Annotated in this window: 16 protein-coding genes; 7 read left to right on the top strand and 9 right to left on the bottom strand. The window is 40.3% G+C overall.

What is annotated here, in order from left to right; genetic code table 11:
* Positions 1 to 14 precede the first annotated feature (14 nt).
* The gene (locus SB49_RS13810) at positions 15 to 554 is read left to right on the top strand and encodes a quercetin 2,3-dioxygenase (RefSeq protein WP_062057630.1); all 540 of its coding nucleotides are present in this window, start codon (positions 15 to 17) and stop codon (positions 552 to 554) included.
* A gap of 68 nt (positions 555 to 622) precedes the next feature.
* Here the strand turns inward: SB49_RS13810 and tyrS are convergent, their stop codons facing one another.
* A complete protein-coding gene (tyrS, locus tag SB49_RS13805; protein WP_062057627.1) occupies positions 623 to 1,918 on the bottom strand; it encodes a tyrosine--tRNA ligase in 1,296 nt (431 codons plus the stop codon).
* A gap of 184 nt (positions 1,919 to 2,102) precedes the next feature.
* On the opposite strand from tyrS, the gene SB49_RS13800 reads away from it, so the two are divergent.
* Entirely contained in the window at positions 2,103 to 3,116 is a 1,014-nt protein-coding gene (locus tag SB49_RS13800) for an NAD-dependent epimerase/dehydratase family protein (RefSeq protein WP_062057624.1), read from the top strand.
* Here SB49_RS13800 and SB49_RS13795 read toward each other — a convergent pair.
* The 3 genes from SB49_RS13795 to SB49_RS13785 are packed head-to-tail and all read right to left on the bottom strand — an operon-like array spanning position 3,094 to position 5,598.
* Complete coding sequence (locus tag SB49_RS13795) at positions 3,094 to 3,534, bottom strand: DUF4296 domain-containing protein (RefSeq protein ID WP_235537778.1); 441 nt, start codon at positions 3,532 to 3,534, stop codon at positions 3,094 to 3,096. The genes SB49_RS13800 and SB49_RS13795 overlap by 23 nt on opposite strands.
* Positions 3,534 to 4,868 (bottom strand): dihydroorotase, encoded by a 1,335-nt coding sequence (locus tag SB49_RS13790; RefSeq protein WP_062057618.1) that lies wholly within the window; start codon positions 4,866 to 4,868, stop codon positions 3,534 to 3,536. The genes SB49_RS13795 and SB49_RS13790 overlap by 1 nt, the downstream gene beginning before the upstream one ends.
* A 1-nt stretch (position 4,869) precedes the next feature.
* Positions 4,870 to 5,598, bottom strand: a complete 729-nt coding sequence (locus SB49_RS13785) for a polyprenol monophosphomannose synthase (protein ID WP_062057615.1) — start codon at positions 5,596 to 5,598, stop codon at positions 4,870 to 4,872.
* Positions 5,599 to 5,726: 128 nt separating this feature from the next.
* On the opposite strand from SB49_RS13785, the gene SB49_RS13780 reads away from it, so the two are divergent.
* Genes SB49_RS13780 through SB49_RS13770 form a run of 3 tightly spaced genes read left to right on the top strand, consistent with a single transcriptional unit; the run spans position 5,727 to position 8,802 of the window.
* Positions 5,727 to 7,394 (top strand): ArnT family glycosyltransferase, encoded by a 1,668-nt coding sequence (locus SB49_RS13780; protein ID WP_062057612.1) that lies wholly within the window; start codon positions 5,727 to 5,729, stop codon positions 7,392 to 7,394.
* Positions 7,394 to 8,050 carry a DUF4271 domain-containing protein gene (locus tag SB49_RS13775; RefSeq protein WP_062057610.1) on the top strand — a complete coding sequence of 219 codons (657 nt, stop codon included), beginning with the start codon at positions 7,394 to 7,396 and terminating at the stop codon, positions 8,048 to 8,050. Before SB49_RS13780 ends, SB49_RS13775 begins: the two co-directional genes overlap by 1 nt.
* A gap of 5 nt (positions 8,051 to 8,055) precedes the next feature.
* The gene (locus tag SB49_RS13770; protein ID WP_062059249.1) at positions 8,056 to 8,802 is read left to right on the top strand and encodes a uroporphyrinogen-III synthase; all 747 of its coding nucleotides are present in this window, start codon (positions 8,056 to 8,058) and stop codon (positions 8,800 to 8,802) included.
* 33 nt (positions 8,803 to 8,835) lie between these two features.
* Here SB49_RS13770 and pckA read toward each other — a convergent pair whose 3' ends face one another.
* Entirely contained in the window at positions 8,836 to 10,452 is a 1,617-nt protein-coding gene (gene pckA / locus SB49_RS13765; RefSeq protein WP_062057599.1) for a phosphoenolpyruvate carboxykinase (ATP), read from the bottom strand.
* Between the two features lie 72 nt (positions 10,453 to 10,524).
* Positions 10,525 to 10,911, bottom strand: a complete 387-nt coding sequence (locus SB49_RS13760) for a DUF423 domain-containing protein (RefSeq protein WP_062057596.1) — start codon at positions 10,909 to 10,911, stop codon at positions 10,525 to 10,527.
* An 80-nt stretch (positions 10,912 to 10,991) separates the two neighbouring features.
* Between SB49_RS13760 and SB49_RS13755 the strand changes: the two genes are divergently transcribed.
* Together SB49_RS13755 and SB49_RS13750 are read left to right on the top strand one after the other, a co-directional pair.
* On the top strand, positions 10,992 to 12,365 hold the full coding sequence (locus tag SB49_RS13755; protein ID WP_062057593.1) for a saccharopine dehydrogenase family protein: 1,374 nt from the start codon (positions 10,992 to 10,994) through the stop codon (positions 12,363 to 12,365).
* A 47-nt stretch (positions 12,366 to 12,412) separates the two neighbouring features.
* A complete protein-coding gene (locus SB49_RS13750) occupies positions 12,413 to 12,883 on the top strand; it encodes an Lrp/AsnC ligand binding domain-containing protein (protein WP_062057590.1) in 471 nt (156 codons plus the stop codon).
* A 52-nt stretch (positions 12,884 to 12,935) separates the two neighbouring features.
* On the opposite strand, the gene SB49_RS13745 is transcribed toward SB49_RS13750, so the two are convergent.
* From SB49_RS13745 to SB49_RS13735, 3 genes are all read right to left on the bottom strand, one after another.
* Positions 12,936 to 13,631: a zinc metallopeptidase gene (locus SB49_RS13745; RefSeq protein WP_062057586.1), complete on the bottom strand. Its 696-nt coding sequence runs from the start codon at positions 13,629 to 13,631 to the stop codon at positions 12,936 to 12,938.
* A 127-nt stretch (positions 13,632 to 13,758) separates the two neighbouring features.
* Positions 13,759 to 14,859: an alanine dehydrogenase gene (gene ald, locus SB49_RS13740; RefSeq protein WP_062057583.1), complete on the bottom strand. Its 1,101-nt coding sequence runs from the start codon at positions 14,857 to 14,859 to the stop codon at positions 13,759 to 13,761.
* A 255-nt stretch (positions 14,860 to 15,114) separates the two neighbouring features.
* Positions 15,115 to 15,372: a SemiSWEET family sugar transporter gene (locus SB49_RS13735; RefSeq protein ID WP_062057581.1), complete on the bottom strand. Its 258-nt coding sequence runs from the start codon at positions 15,370 to 15,372 to the stop codon at positions 15,115 to 15,117.
* Between the last annotated feature and the right edge of the window lie 45 nt (positions 15,373 to 15,417).

The following is a 15,417-nucleotide window of genomic DNA, read 5'->3' as shown; positions in this document are numbered from 1 at the left end:
TTAAATACCATATCATGAAACGAAAAGATTTTATCAAGCACAGCATGTGGGTGGGTGCTACTGCATTTACCCTGCCCGCTTTGGGTAACCCCTTGAACAAAAATACCTCCGCGGTGACAATGGATCCTAAAATTATTAGGAACGATGAAGGAAAGACTATCAATGTCCTTGGGGATATTCAGACTTTTAAATTGACCGGGAAAGATACGAACGGTCTCTTTACCCTCATAGAAGAATATAATACGCCTTGCACGATGATCCCTCCGCATGTACATACCAAGGAGGATGAAATATTCAAAGTGTTGGAAGGGGAATTGGAACTGACCGTGGGGGATAAAACCACTGTATTAAAAGCAGGTGATCTGGCTTTTGGCCCAAGAAATGTACCCCATTCGTGGAAAGTGATAGGTGATAAAAATGCCAAAGTAATTTTAAGCGTCTTTCCCGCCGGGATAGAAAACATGTTTGAAGAACTGGGCGCTTTGCCGCCAGGACCACCCGATATGGAAAAGGTCATGGAGATCTGTGCTCGTCAAGGAATTACCTTTATTTAACAACAAGCATTAAAAAACGGGTATTGAACCTGTTCAATACCCGTTTTTTTTAATATTTATGCCTGCTTCTAGTTGGCCACCAACACAAAATAATTCTTTTTACCACGTTGCAAAAGCACGTACTTTCCATTGATCAAATCTGCCGCAGTAATGGTATAGTCTTCCTTTACCTTTTCCTTGTTCACGGAAATAGAATTTTGCTTCAATTCACGCCTTGCCTCCCCGTTGGATCCCAAAAATCCTGTCTTGGCCGCAAGTGCCCCTATCATATCCAATCCCTCTTCTATATCCCTTAAAGCTACTTCGGCCTGGGGAACCCCTTCGAAAACGTCTAAAAATGTCTTCTCATTCAATCCCTTCAAATCAGCAGAGGTAGATTTGCCAAATAATATCTCACTGGCCTTAATAGCATTGTCCAAATCATCTTGGGAATGTACCATTACCGTAATTTCTTTCGCCAATCTTTTTTGAAGTACCCTTAAATGCGGGGCCTCCTTGTGCTCAGTAGCCAGAGCTTCAATCTCTTCTTTCGTTAAAAAGGTAAATATCTTTATGTACTTCTCTGCATCCTCATCTGAGGTGTTCAACCAATATTGATAGAATTTATAAGGAGAGGTCCTATTGGCATCCAACCAAATATTTCCGCCTTCGGTCTTTCCAAATTTAGTACCATCGGCTTTGGTAATCAAAGGACAGGTCAAGGCATAACCCTTTCCCCCGGCAATCCTGCGGATAAGCTCAGTTCCTGTGGTTATATTGCCCCATTGATCACTTCCTCCCATTTGAAGGGTACAGTTGTGTTTTTGGTACAGGTGAAGAAAATCATACCCTTGCACCAATTGGTAGGTGAACTCCGTAAAGGACATCCCTTCTTTGGCTTCGGCCGAAAGTCGTTTTTTGACCGAATCTTTCGCCATCATATAATTCACGGTGATATGCTTCCCTACATCCCTAATGAAATCCAAAAACGAGAAGTCTTTCATCCAATCGTAGTTGTTGACCAGGATGGCGGCGTTATCTTCATTGCTCTGAAAATCCAAGAAACGGGACAATTGTTCCTTTAACGCATTTTGGTTATGGCGCAGTGTAGCCTCATCCAATAGATTACGTTCTGCAGATTTCCCCGAAGGGTCTCCGATCATTCCTGTGGCTCCACCCACCAAGGCAAACGGTTTATGCCCTGCCAATTGAAAGTGCCGTAAAAGCATTACTCCTACAAGGTGCCCAATATGCAAGGAATCGGCCGTAGGATCAATCCCTACGTAAGCTGCCTGCATCCCACTTAACAAATGTTCTTCTGTTCCGGGCATCACATCGTGCAACATTCCCCTCCATTTTATTTCCTCTATAAAATTTGAAGCCATGCTTGTCTTTTATTTTTACAATAGCTGCAAATATAAAGGGTATCACCGTCTTTTAATAGGTATTGGTTCCAAAAATTAGGGACCTCACCAAAAAATTCAGGGTTGTTGTCACACTGTGGCTCATGATCTGTATTCTGGGGGCAATAAATTAATAGCTTTATGGATTATTGCCTAAATTTGGGCCATGGTTTTAGTTACAGGAGGTACGGGCTTGGTGGGATCCCATCTGCTATTTAAATTAGTGGAGCAAGGTGTTAAGGTAAGAGCGATCCATCGTGCGGAAAGCGACCTTTCTAGAGTGGAAAGAATATTTTCATATTACACTGCGCAGTCCTCTGAATTGTTTGAAAAAATTGAGTGGGCCACCGCCGATATAAATAATATCCCCGACCTGGAAAAGGCTTTTGAAGGTGTAACCCATGTTTACCATTGCGCCGCATTAATTTCTTTTGACCCCAAGGATTATGCCCTATTGCATAAAGCAAATGTTGAAGGAACTGCAAATATTGTCAACCTATGTATCGCAAATACTATTGAAAAATTATGCTATGTCAGCTCCATAGCCGCCATCGGAAAAAGTATTGGAGAAAAGGAGGCTACTGAGGAGAACGACTGGCAACAATCGAACTCAAGTGCATATTCCATTACCAAAACAGCTGCTGAATTGGAAGTATGGAGAGGTTCTCAGGAAAATGTCCCTGTTGTGATCATTAATCCAGGGATTATCATAGGCCCCGGATTTTGGGAATCTGGAAGCGGTCAGTTATTTCAAAGGGCGAGCAAGGCACCAAAATATTTTCCTCCAGGTGGATCGGGTTTTGTAACGGTTTCCGACGTTGTTGCAATTATGACAACCTTGATGCAATCGGACATCCAAAACGAACGCTTTATTGTCATCTCCAAGAATTTGACCTATCGTGAAATCTTGGAAAAACTAACAAAGGCTATGAAAAAAGCGCCTCCAAAAAAACAGATCCCTATCTGGGTGCTGGAAATCCTATGGCGCTTGGATTGGTTTTGGTCTCTTATTACCAATTCCAAAAGGCAATTGACAAGAGCTTCTGTGTTTTCCTTAAAAAATAGGACATTGTATTCCAACGCCAAGGTAAGCGAGAGCTTGGATTATCAGTTTGAGCCTCTGGAAAAGGCAATTTCATTCTCGACCGATATTTTTATCAAAGAGAATCCTGCACAGTAGACCTTAACTCTTTGGTTGGCTTTATTCTGTTCTCTTTTGCTTTATCACGAGCCTTCCTTACACTATCTGCTTTTATTCTTCGTGCTTCGTCCATTCCTTTCTGAACAGACTCCAGTCGGGAATCCACTTCTTTATAAATGGCAACATATTCCGATGGGATTGAGGCATAGTATAGGTTGTTATCCACAAATTGTACGCTATCGATATCGTATTTGGAATAAAGATACTCCATGGTCTCAATATTATTTTTGACTAAAATATCCGTACTCGTGTTCTTCGCAGCTGTAAGAATGGCAAGGTCATAAAGTATATCCGCCATTTTTTCCTTAGAGATCAATTGCTCTGGTTCTTCGACCACCTTTTCGCCACAAGAAACCAGAAATACGCAAAAAATAAACAATACCGCTTTTCTCATCATTACCTATCAAAGGTTAAACGTTGTGCATTTTTTAATTCTGAAAAATTGCCTTGCTCATAGGCCAAATGGCCGTTCACAAATGTATGGGTTATTTTAGATTTAAAAGTTTCCCCTTCAAATGGGGACCAACCACATTTATAAACAATATTTTCTTTGGCAACTTTCCAGGGATTATTGAGGTCAGCCACTACTAAATCCGCAAAATATCCTTCCCTAAGGAATCCCCTTTTTTTCAATTGGAACAGTTTTGCAGGGTTATGGCACATCTTTTCAACCATTTTTTCCAAGGAGATCTTACCGTTATGGTAATTTTCCAGCATAGCAGGGAGTGCGTGTTGTACCAAAGGTCCGCCTGATGGGGCATTGGTATAAACATTATCTTTTTCTTCTAGGGTATGGGGGGCATGATCTGTTGCGACCACATCTATTCTATCGTCCAATAGTGCTTCCCATAATTGCGCCCTATCCTGTTCGGTTTTTACAGCTGGGTTCCATTTGATCAAAGAACCTTTTTTGTCATAATCACTGTCGGAAAACCATAAGTGGTGGATACAGACCTCAGCTGTAATTTGCTTTTTCTCCAGTGGAATATCATTGCGGAAAAGTGATGTTTCCATTCCTGTGGACAAATGAAAAACGTGTAATCTTGCGCCTGTTTCCTTGGCCAATGCAATGGCCTTGGATGAAGAGAGATAACAGGCCTCTGTACTTCTAATTATAGGATGGTATTTCATAGGGATATCATCCCCGTATTCCTCCTTAAACTGCGCCATATTAGCCCTTATGGTGCCCTCGTCCTCACAATGGGCTGAGATGACCATCTCGGTATTTCTAAATATTTTCTCCAAGACCAACTCATTGTCTACCAGCATATTACCAGTAGAGGATCCCAGAAACAATTTCACCCCAGAGCAAGCATTTTTATCAAGTCTTTTAAGCTCCTCCAAATTATCATTGGTACCACCAAATAAAAAGGAATAGTTGGCATAGGCCGAATTGGCAGCTATGGCAAATTTCTTTTCAAGCTCTTCAATGGTAGTCGTCTGCGGATTGGTATTGGGCTGTTCCATAAAGGAGGTGATCCCTCCTGCTATTGCCGCCCTGCTTTCTGTAGCTATGTTGCCCTTGTGCGTTAGTCCAGGCTCCCTAAAATGTACCTGGTCATCAATAACCCCAGGAAAAAGGTGCTTGCCTTTCAAATCAATGACTTTAGCGTTTGCATCACTGATGTCCCTATCTATTTTTACAATGAATTGGTCTTCCAATAATAGGTCACCTTCCGTGATGGTATTTTCATTTACCATCCTTACATTCTTCAAAAGCGTCTTTCCCATACTAAAATTTATGTCGTTGAAATATACTGCTCAGCTTCATTTTTAAAACCCCAAAAATAGCTTCCCCTACGATGGAAGAACTCATTTTTGACTTCCCCCTAATCCTATCTGTAAAAATAATGGAGATTTCCTCAATTTTGAATTTTTTCAGGTGCGCCCTAAATTTCATTTCTATTTGAAAAGCGTACCCCACAAACTTAATGGTATCCAAATTTATCTCTTCCAGAACCTTGCGTTTATAGCAGACAAAACCTGCCGTTGGATCATGCACCCGCATGCCAGTGATCAGCTTTACGTAAAATGATGCCCCATAGGACAACAACATTCTGTACAAAGGCCAATTCACTACGTTTACCCCTTTTTTGTAACGCGATCCCACTACCACATCTGCACCATTGACACACGCCCTGTACAACCTTGGAAGGTCATCTGGCCGATGTGAAAAATCCGCGTCCATTTCAAAAATGAAATCGTATTTGCGGTCTATTGCCCACTTAAAGCCATGTATATAGGCGGTTCCCAGTCCAGATTTCTCTTTCCTCACCTCCAAAAAAAGTCTGTCCGAAAATTGTTGTTGCAATTCCCGAACCTTATCTGCCGTGCCATCGGGAGAATTATCATCCACCACTAATACATGAAATTTTTTTTCAAGCGCAAAAACCGCTTTTATAATCGCTTCAATGTTTTCTATTTCATTGAAGGTGGGAATGATAACTAAACTGTCTTCCATTGACTACGGTGATTTGCACAAAAATAGTATTTTAAACCCTCTAAAGAAATCCTCAATGTGTTTTATGATATTTTTAAATCCTTTGAACACCGTAATAATTCGTAATTTTGGACCGTTTAAAATTTGAAATGATACCAAAGCTACCAAAAATCCTTCTCTATTTATTGATTGTCCTGTTCGCCCTTAACATGGCCCAGAGCTATTTTACAGAACTCATTTTTGACGAGGCCTACTACTGGTACTATGCCCAGGATATGGCTTGGGGTTATTTTGATCACCCCCCTATGGTTGCCCTCATGATCAAAATGAGTAGTGTGTTTTTTAATGGAGAACTTGGTGTTCGCTTTATGAGTTGCATTCTATCCGTAGCCACCTTTTTAGTGTTATGGCTTTTGATAGATCATCCAAAAAAAGAACGGTACGGGGTTCATTTTTTTGTGCTGGTATTTTCCATGACCCTGATCAATGCTTATGGCTTTTTTACCTTGCCCGATACCCCTTTTCTTTTTTTCACGGCTTTGTTCCTACTGCTCTACAAAAGATTTATAACCCAACCCTCGGCTTTATTGGCCTTGGGCCTGGGAATAGTCATGGCGGCATTGATGTACAGTAAATACCACGCCGTGTTGGTTATTCTCTTTACGTTGCTCTCCAACTTAAAACTGGTTTGGAATAAATACGCATGGTTCTCCGTGGCAGTTGCCCTCCTATGTTATACCCCTCATTTTTATTGGCTGTATGAAAACGACTTTGTTTCCATAAAATATCACCTTTATGAACGCCCCAATAGGGCCTATGAGTTTGCTGATTTTACCTTGGGGTATTTTATTAATTTGGTGGCACTCTTTGGGCTTACTTTTCCCTGGATCTATAAATCCCTTTACAAAACCAAGGCCAAAGATCTGTTCTCCAAGGCGCTGTTATATTTAACTTATGGCGTTTTGATATTCTTTTTCATTTCCAGTTTTAACCGAAGGATACAGACCCAATGGATCATTGTGATATCCATTCCTATGGCTATTATGGCATTCAATTATCTCTTGGAAAATGATCATGCAAAAAAATGGATATACCGCATGGGCTTGGCCAACATTGCAATTCTTCTTTTTCTTAGGATCGGATTGGTTTATGAACCACTTTTTCCTGTGGTCTACGAAACCCATGGCAACACCAGATGGGTCGGTGATATCAAATCCCAGATAGGAGATATGCCCGTGGTTTTTGAAAATTCGTATAGAAGCGCCCCTATGTATGCCTTTTACTCCGGAAGCCCCAGCTATTCCCTGAACAATATCATGTACCGCCAGAACCAGTATAGCATCGATGATTCAGAATCCAAGGTTCAACATCAGAAAATATTATATGTCTCCAAATACACCAAGAGCGGCGATATCACACTCAACTGGCCAGACGGAACTGTTTTTTATGGGAATTACATGGAAAACTTTGAGTCGTTCCGAAAATTAAGATGCTATGTTGCCGAAAAAAATATAGCGCTCCATACGGATCAAGAGCTTACTCTAAAAGTATTCAATCCTTATGAAACCAATATCCCCCTTGAAAAAATAAAATTTGGGATAGCCTACCTCAATGATTACAAACAAGTCATGGAAACATTACCTTTACCTATGACACCAAAAAATGAGGAAGCACTTTTCATTAAGGCTCAAGACACCACAAAATTCACTTTTAAATTACCTAAATCCAAAATAGAAGATCCTGGATTCTTTAAAATAAGTATCTCGGAAAATGGACTTTATATGGGAATTAATGGGGATAATATTAAATTAGAATAATGGAACCAACGCTTCGACTCATAGACACTGCCGATTGGATTACCCTGGTACTTTTGACCAGTATATTTTTCGTGGTGATTGGGAAGAGCTTTTTTTATAGTAGGTTCATCAATTTTATCATCCTCCCCTTTAACAACAAGTACGTGATCATGTACAATAAGAAGGACAGGTTGATTAATTGGTTCCATATATTCCTTACCCTGTTCCAACTTTTTAATTTTGCTCTTTTTATATATCTGGCCAGACGAATCCTCTTTCAACTGGACAATAGTGCATACCCATTCATCTATGTCTTGATCCTGGGGATGCTAGCGCTCTTCTTACTGGTGAAAGTGGTCCTGCAACTTTTCAATGCCTTTATTTTTAATATCACATCCACTATCAGCGAATTGATATTCAAAAAACTCACCTACCTCAATTATAGCGGAATTGTCATGTTCCTTGCGAATGTTATTTTGACCTATGCATTAAAAGACTCGCAAACTGTTATTTACATAAGTATTGCCCTTGTTTTTATCATAAATTTAATAGGATGGGTCACTGTGGTAAGAAATCATCAATTTTACATTACTAACAACATTTTCTATTTTATTTTGTACCTTTGCACTCTCGAAATTGCGCCTTTTGTGATAATAGGAAGCTACTTTAAAGATTGATGCTTATGAAAGTAAAGACGATTTTGGTTTCCCAACCAGAACCGAAAATGGAGAACTCCCCATATTCACGACTGATTGAAAAGGAAAAAGTAAAGGTCGATTTCAGACCTTTCATCCATGTGGAAGGAGTTGATGCTAAGAATGTTAGGCAACAAAAAATTGATTTAAACAATTTTACCGCCATCATTCTTACCAGCAGAAATTCCGTTGATCATTTTTTCAGGATAGCCGATGAAATGCGATTCAAGGTTCCGGACACCATGAAGTATTTTTGCCAATCTGAAGCCGTAGCATATTATCTGCAAAAATATGTGGTTTATAGAAAAAGAAAAATATACGTTGGCAAAATGAATTTTGTTGACATTACTCCATTATTAAAAAAATACAAAAACGAAAAATTCTTATTGCCATCTTCTGATGTGCTAAAACCAATTGTTCCAGAATTGTTGAATTCGATGGAACTGAATTGGACAAGAGGAATATTCTACAAAACGGTCATCAGTGATCTTTCGGACCTAAGGGACGTTTATTATGATATCCTGGTGTTCTTTAGCCCTTCTGGAATTGAATCGTTACTAAAGAATTTTCCAGATTTTAAGCAGAACGAAACAAGAATTGCCGTTTTTGGTAATTCTACCGTTAACGCCGCTACCCATGCAGGTCTAAGGATAGACATTAAGGCGCCAACGCCCGATACTCCTTCCATGACCATGGCATTGCAGAAGTATATCACCACACAGAACAAGAAATAAAAAAAAGCCTCTTTTCAGAGGCTTTTTTTATGCTTAGAATGCATATCGCTGCGGTCCGCCACGCCTGATTTCTTCATTGGCATAGGCTTCAAATTTCTTAAAGTTTTCCCTGAAGGCATTGGATAATTTAAAAGCCGTTTTGTAATAGGCCTCATCATCGTTCCAAGTTGTCCTGGGACTCAATACGGAAGTAGGTACTCCAGGACATTCCCTGGGCTGGGCCACACCAAAAACAGAATGGATATGATACGTATCATAACTGTACATGCCCAAATCTCCATTGAGAGCTGCTTGGATCATAGCCCTGGTATATTTTAATTTCATACGGGTTCCGACACCGTAAGGACCGCCGGTCCAACCTGTATTCACCAACCAAACATTAACACCTGATTCCTGCATCTTTTTACTTAGCATCTCGGCATACTTGGCCGGGTGCAAAGGCATGAATGGCGCACCAAAACAAGCAGAGAATGATGGGATTGGTTCAACCACCCCAGCTTCTGTACCAGCAACCTTAGCGGTATACCCTGACATAAAGTGGTAGGCAGCCTGACTAGGGGTCAATTTTGAAATTGGAGGTAAAACCCCAAAGGCATCGGCCGTTAAAAAGAAAATATTTTTCGGATTTTTTCCAATGGAAGGTTCTTGTATGTTATCAATATGGTAGATTGGATAACTTACCCGCGTATTTTGGGTTATGGAAATATCAGAGAAGTCTACCTCTCCTTTGCTGTTCAATACTACATTTTCCAGTAAGGCTCCTTTTTTGATCGCCCTAAAGATATCGGGCTCATTCTCCTCAGAAAGATTGATGACCTTGGCATAACATCCTCCTTCAAAATTAAAGACTGTGTTTTCAGCCGTCCAGCCATGTTCATCATCTCCAATAAGTTTTCTATTGGGATCTGCGGACAATGTTGTTTTTCCAGTACCTGATAATCCAAAAAAGATTGCGGTATCCCCATCTTCACCAACGTTGGCAGAACAGTGCATAGGCATGGTGTTCTTTTCAACCGGGAGAATAAAATTCAATGCAGAAAAAATACCTTTCTTGATTTCACCTGTATATCCAGTACCACCAATCAACGCTATTTTCTTGGTGAAATTCAAAATGGCAAAATTGTGCTGACGGGTACCATCAACTTTTGCATCGGCCATAAATCCAGGGGCATTGATAACAGTCCACTCAGGAGTAAAACCCTTTAAATCTTTTTCTTCCGGCCTAAGGAACATGTTATAGGCAAACAAACTGGACCACGGGTATTCTGCAATAACCCTGATATTGGTCCTATAATCCGTGTCTGCACAAGCATAACAATCCCTAACGTAGAGCTCCTTATTATTTAAATATGAAATGACCTTGTCATAAAGTGCATCAAATTTATCGGTTTCAAAGGGAATATTGATGTTTCCCCACCACACCTTGTCCTCGGTAATGGCATCTTTAACAATAAAGCGGTCCATGGGAGACCTTCCGGTAAATTCCCCGGTATTTATTGCGAGGGCCCCTGAGGAAGTTTCTTTTCCCATTCCCTTTTCCAAAGCAATGGCATGAAGTTTTGAAGGAGATAACTGATAGTGAATTTGATCACTTTCAATCCCATAATCTTTTAACGAAATCGATTTCGTCAATTGGTCAGAACTATTCATAATTTTGTTAGTTTATAAACTTGTACAAAGCTATAAAAAATAAAAACGAAAGTCCCGTAAATAAACCTTTATTCAAACCCTTTGTCGAAAAATACGAATCCCCAATAAAATCCATCCAAAAATTAACAAACCACCCCCTATTGGTGTTAAAATAGCTATTTTTTTGAAGTCAAATGCTGTTAACTCATTTGTTGCCAAGGTGTAAATAGAACCTGAAAATAATAGCACACCGACCAAAATAAGATAAAATATAGTCTTTTTTGAAGAGGCGGGAATAAAATTCATGCTACCCAATAATAATAGGAACAAGGCATGGTACATCTGATAGGTAACCCCCGTTGTAAATGTTTCCACATTCTCTGTTGACACCAACTTTTCCAACCCGTGCGCCCCAAATGCGCCAAGGACTATAGCGGTTAGACCCAATAGGACACCCACTCCTAAAATTGTTTTGTTCATAACTTATTTTGGTATATTTATTATATTTATAACAAATTGATACTTTAGTATCCATTGAATTTACAAAAGTAAGGAAACAGATGTTGAGAAAGATACTTGTAGTTGGAGCTGGTAAATCTACCTCCTATTTATTGGATTATTTATTGGAAAAAGCAGAAAGCGAAAAATTTCATATTACCATTGGGGACCTTCATCCGGAGCATATAAATGATACTGTAAAAAACCATCCTCATTGTACCGTTGTTGCCTTGGATATATTTAAAGAAGATCAGCGGCACCAAGCCATACAAAATGCAGAAATTGTGATTTCCATGTTACCGGCCCGCTTTCATATTAAGGTAGCCAAAGATTGTTTGAAATATGGAAAACATTTGGTGACCGCCTCTTATGTGAGTGATGAGCTCCTACAATTGGACGAGCAGGTAAAGGACAAGGGGCTTGTTTTTATGAATGAGATCGGCCTTGATCCCGGAGTAGACCATATGAGTGCCATGCAGGTCATAGACCGTATACGGAACAAAGGGGGCAAACTGTTATTGTTCGAATCTTTTTGCGGTGGTTTGGTTGCTCCAGAAAGCGATACCAATCTCTGGAATTACAAGTTTACATGGAACCCCAGAAATGTGGTGGTTGCCGGACAAGGGGGTACTGCCAAATTTATCCAAGAAGGCACCTATAAGTACATCCCCTACCATAAGTTGTTTCGAAGAACAGAATTTATGAATATAGAAGGTTATGGAAAGTTTGAAGCCTATGCCAATAGGGATTCCCTTAAATACAGGGAAGTCTACGGTTTAAATGATGCACTGACTCTTTACAGAGGTACTATGAGAAGAGTGGGGTTTTCAAAGGCATGGAATATGTTCGTGCAATTGGGCATGACAGATGACAGCTACACTATTGAGGACTCCGAAGGGATGTCTTACCGCGAATTCGTAAATTTATTTTTACCCTACTCCCCCACAGATACGGTTGAACTGAAGCTAAGGCTCTATTTGAAAATAGACCAAGATGATATTATGTGGGACAAACTTTTGGAGCTGAACCTTTTTGACAGCTCCAAGACCATTCCTTTGAAAAATGCCACCCCAGCAGAAATCCTTCAACATATACTTGAGGACAGCTGGACCTTGGGCAATAAAGACAAGGACATGATTGTCATGTACCACAAATTTGGATACGAGATAGATGGCGTGAAAAAGCAGATAGATTCCAATATGGTGGTCCTTGGTGAGAATAGGACACATACCGCTATGGCAAAAACCGTTGGACTACCAGTAGCGATGGCCACCCTCTTAATATTGAACAAAAAAATTACAACTCCCGGGGTTCAGATTCCCATTAACAAGGAAGTATATGAACCCATATTAGAAGAACTCACGGAATACGGAATCAATTTTAAAGAGCACGATGTATGCTATTTGGGCTATAATCCAGATTCTATTGCGGGTTAGGATCTGTAACTAAATAGTTATATTTACCATCATATTGAAACCAAAAAATGAAATCTTCCGAGGAGAACATTAAAATTGATGGGATTGACAAAAAGATACTTCGGTTCCTTATGACCGACGCCCGTAAGCCTATTTTAGAAATCGCAAGACACATTGGCATTTCTGGAGCAGCTATACATCAGCGTCTGAGAAAATTGGAGGCCTCAGGACTCATTGCAGGTTCGAAGTTCATCGTTAATCCAAAAGTATTGGGGTATACCACTATGGCATATATCGGCATATATCTGGACAAGGCCATGAGTAATCCTTTGGCCGTAAAGGAACTGGAGAAGATTCCAGAAGTGCTTGAGTGTCATTATACCACTGGTAACTGGTCTATTCTTATAAAAGTACTTTGCAGGGACAACGAACATTTAATGCACGTGCTCAATAGGGACATCCAACAAATTGAAGGAGTCTCACGTACAGAGACTTTTATATCTTTGAACCAACAGATAGATAGACAAATAACCATATAAAAAAGGACGCTTTTAAAGCGTCCTTTTTTATTACCTCTTTTAATTTTAATTTCTAATCCCTTCCACCTAGAACTTGAAGAGCCCAATAAACCAATGTTGCCAAAGATCCTATGGCTGCAACCAAATAGGTGCGTGCAGCCCATTTCAAGGCATCCTCTGAGCCTTTGTATTCTTCTTGGCTCAACATATTCTTATTCTTTAACCAAGCCAAGGCACGGTTACTGGCATCATATTCTACAGGAAGAGTGATAAAACTGAACAAGGTGGCAAAGCCCATCATCACCAAGCCGGCGACAGCGACCCAATATCCAAAACCTACTCCAGCAGCAGCACCCAACATAATACCCCCAAACACGACCCAAGTGGACATCCCGGAGGTGACACTCACCACAGGTACCAATTTAGAACGCATCGTCAACCATTCGTAGGCCGTGGCATGCTGTACAGCGTGCCCGCATTCGTGAGCTGCAACGGCCGCAGCTGAAGCATTTCGCTGATTATACACACCTTCACTTAAATTCACTGTTTTATTGGCCGGATTATAATGATCTGTTAACATTCCCGGGGTGGAAATAACTTTTACATCCCTGATCCCATGATCAGCCAACATCTTTTCTGCAATTTCAGCGCCGCTCATGCCATTGCGCAGATGCACTTTGGAGTAATGCTTGAATTTATTTTTTAGTTTATTGCTGACCAACCAGCTCACCAAGGCAATAGCACCCAAAATAATATAATACATCAACATAGTTTCGTCTTTTTAATGATAAATATAGTAAAGATTCCTTTTCCTAAAATCAAATAATTCTTCTTTACTTATAATCAAAAACCCCGCCAAAAAATGACGGGGTTCCCAGTATGACAAAATGTACCTGTTACACCTCAACGGCTTGCCAGTTAAAGGCTTCGATAATCTCCTTGTAAATCACTTTTCCTTCTACTATGTTCAAGCCCTTTTGTAGGGATGCATCTGTTCGACAAGCTTCAACCCAACCTAAATTTGCTAATTTCAACACATAGGGCAAGGTGACGTTGGTCAAAGCCATAGTAGACGTATATGGGACTGCCCCTGGCATGTTGGCCACACAATAATGGACCACATCATCTATAATAAATACAGGGTTCTCATGGGTGGTTGGCCTTGAGGTCTCCACACATCCGCCCTGGTCCACGGCAACATCCACTATGACGGTACCCGGACGCATCTCCTTAAGCATATCCCTGGTAATAAGATTAGGAGCTTTGGCCCCCCTTAACAGGACACCACCAATGATCAGATCATGGTCCTTTATATGCTTTCTGATATTAAATTCATTTGAAAATTCTGTTACCACATGGCTTGGCATTACGTCATTGACATAGCGCAGCCGCTTCATATTAACATCTAAAATAGTAACATGGGCACCTAATCCTGCTGCCATTTTTGCAGCTTGTATCCCCACAATACCAGCTCCAAGCACCAAAACTTTTCCCGGTGCCACACCCGGAACTCCTCCCAATAAAACGCCGCGACCTTTTTCTGGCTTCTCCAGGTATTTAGCCCCCTGTTGAATAGCCATTCTGCCCGCAACTTCGGACATGGGTGTCAATAATGGCAATGTTCCTTCTTCATCCTCCACGGTTTCATAAGCGATACAAATTGCCTTACGGGCTATCATAGCTTCTGTGAGGGTCTCACTTGAAGCAAAATGAAAATAAGTAAACACCACCTGTCCTTTTTGAATAAGGCCATACTCCTCTTTTATTGGCTCCTTTACCTTAACGATCATATCACTCATGGCATAGACCTGTCCGATGGTATCCAATACAATGGCCCCCACCTGTTGGTAGTCCGTATTGAAAAAACCACTTCCATCGCCAGCACCTGATTGTACGTAGACGGTATGGTTATTTTTTACCAATTCGAAAACCCCGGCTGGTGTCATTCCCACCCTGCTTTCGTTGTTTTTGATTTCTTTTGGAATACCGATTCTCATCTTACTATTTTTTGTATCACTAAATAGGGAAAAAACAAAGTCTGAAGGCACAGAGCTTTATTCCTTCCCATCAATTATGATTATTAGAGTTTCAAAAATGAGACAAATAATCGACACTAAAAAAGAAAATCGACTAAATACAAGGGTGTCATGACGATAATTAACATTTAAATCAATAATACCCCTATAAAATGAGGGGTGTGGTGTTTATTTTTTATTAAAAAATGATTAAATATTTAATTATAGGGGGGGGTATTACTTATATTTTAACTTTAGTAGAATTACTATCAACACCAACAGCCCCGTAATACTATTGGCCAATATGATGGATATGCTTCCAATTTGGATTCCGTATATGAACCATAGGATCACGCCTATGAAAAAACTAAGATACATGGTCAAAGAAATATCTTTTGTTGCTTTCTGTGTCCACGCCTTATAGACCTGTGGCACAAATGAAGCAGTGGTCAACACAGCAGCGACCAATCCTATAATTTCAATTTGATCTATCATAATACGAATATTAGATGATTACGCGCCGGGAAACTTCCCAATTGG

The sequence above is a fragment of the Sediminicola sp. YIK13 genome (genome assembly GCF_001430825.1).
Taxonomy (GTDB): domain Bacteria; phylum Bacteroidota; class Bacteroidia; order Flavobacteriales; family Flavobacteriaceae; genus Sediminicola.
Note: the sequence above shows the minus strand (reverse complement) of the source record. Positions and strands in the feature narration are given on the sequence as shown.

What these genes read in the sequence shown, in the direction of transcription:
- SB49_RS13810 (WP_062057630.1), top strand. Translation starts at nt 15, where the DNA reads ATGAAACGAAAAGATTTTATCAAGCACAGCATGTGGGTGGGTGCTACT.
- tyrS (WP_062057627.1), bottom strand. Translation starts at nt 1,918, where the DNA reads ATGGCTTCAAATTTTATAGAGGAAATAAAATGGAGGGGAATGTTGCAC.
- SB49_RS13800 (WP_062057624.1), top strand. Translation starts at nt 2,103, where the DNA reads ATGGTTTTAGTTACAGGAGGTACGGGCTTGGTGGGATCCCATCTGCTA.
- SB49_RS13795 (WP_235537778.1), bottom strand. Translation starts at nt 3,534, where the DNA reads ATGATGAGAAAAGCGGTATTGTTTATTTTTTGCGTATTTCTGGTTTCT.
- SB49_RS13790 (WP_062057618.1), bottom strand. Translation starts at nt 4,868, where the DNA reads ATGGGAAAGACGCTTTTGAAGAATGTAAGGATGGTAAATGAAAATACC.
- SB49_RS13785 (WP_062057615.1), bottom strand. Translation starts at nt 5,598, where the DNA reads ATGGAAGACAGTTTAGTTATCATTCCCACCTTCAATGAAATAGAAAAC.
- SB49_RS13780 (WP_062057612.1), top strand. Translation starts at nt 5,727, where the DNA reads ATGATACCAAAGCTACCAAAAATCCTTCTCTATTTATTGATTGTCCTG.
- SB49_RS13775 (WP_062057610.1), top strand. Translation starts at nt 7,394, where the DNA reads ATGGAACCAACGCTTCGACTCATAGACACTGCCGATTGGATTACCCTG.
- SB49_RS13770 (WP_062059249.1), top strand. Translation starts at nt 8,056, where the DNA reads ATGAAAGTAAAGACGATTTTGGTTTCCCAACCAGAACCGAAAATGGAG.
- pckA (WP_062057599.1), bottom strand. Translation starts at nt 10,452, where the DNA reads ATGAATAGTTCTGACCAATTGACGAAATCGATTTCGTTAAAAGATTAT.
- SB49_RS13760 (WP_062057596.1), bottom strand. Translation starts at nt 10,911, where the DNA reads ATGAACAAAACAATTTTAGGAGTGGGTGTCCTATTGGGTCTAACCGCT.
- SB49_RS13755 (WP_062057593.1), top strand. Translation starts at nt 10,992, where the DNA reads ATGTTGAGAAAGATACTTGTAGTTGGAGCTGGTAAATCTACCTCCTAT.
- SB49_RS13750 (WP_062057590.1), top strand. Translation starts at nt 12,413, where the DNA reads ATGAAATCTTCCGAGGAGAACATTAAAATTGATGGGATTGACAAAAAG.
- SB49_RS13745 (WP_062057586.1), bottom strand. Translation starts at nt 13,631, where the DNA reads ATGTTGATGTATTATATTATTTTGGGTGCTATTGCCTTGGTGAGCTGG.
- ald (WP_062057583.1), bottom strand. Translation starts at nt 14,859, where the DNA reads ATGAGAATCGGTATTCCAAAAGAAATCAAAAACAACGAAAGCAGGGTG.
- SB49_RS13735 (WP_062057581.1), bottom strand. Translation starts at nt 15,372, where the DNA reads ATGATAGATCAAATTGAAATTATAGGATTGGTCGCTGCTGTGTTGACC.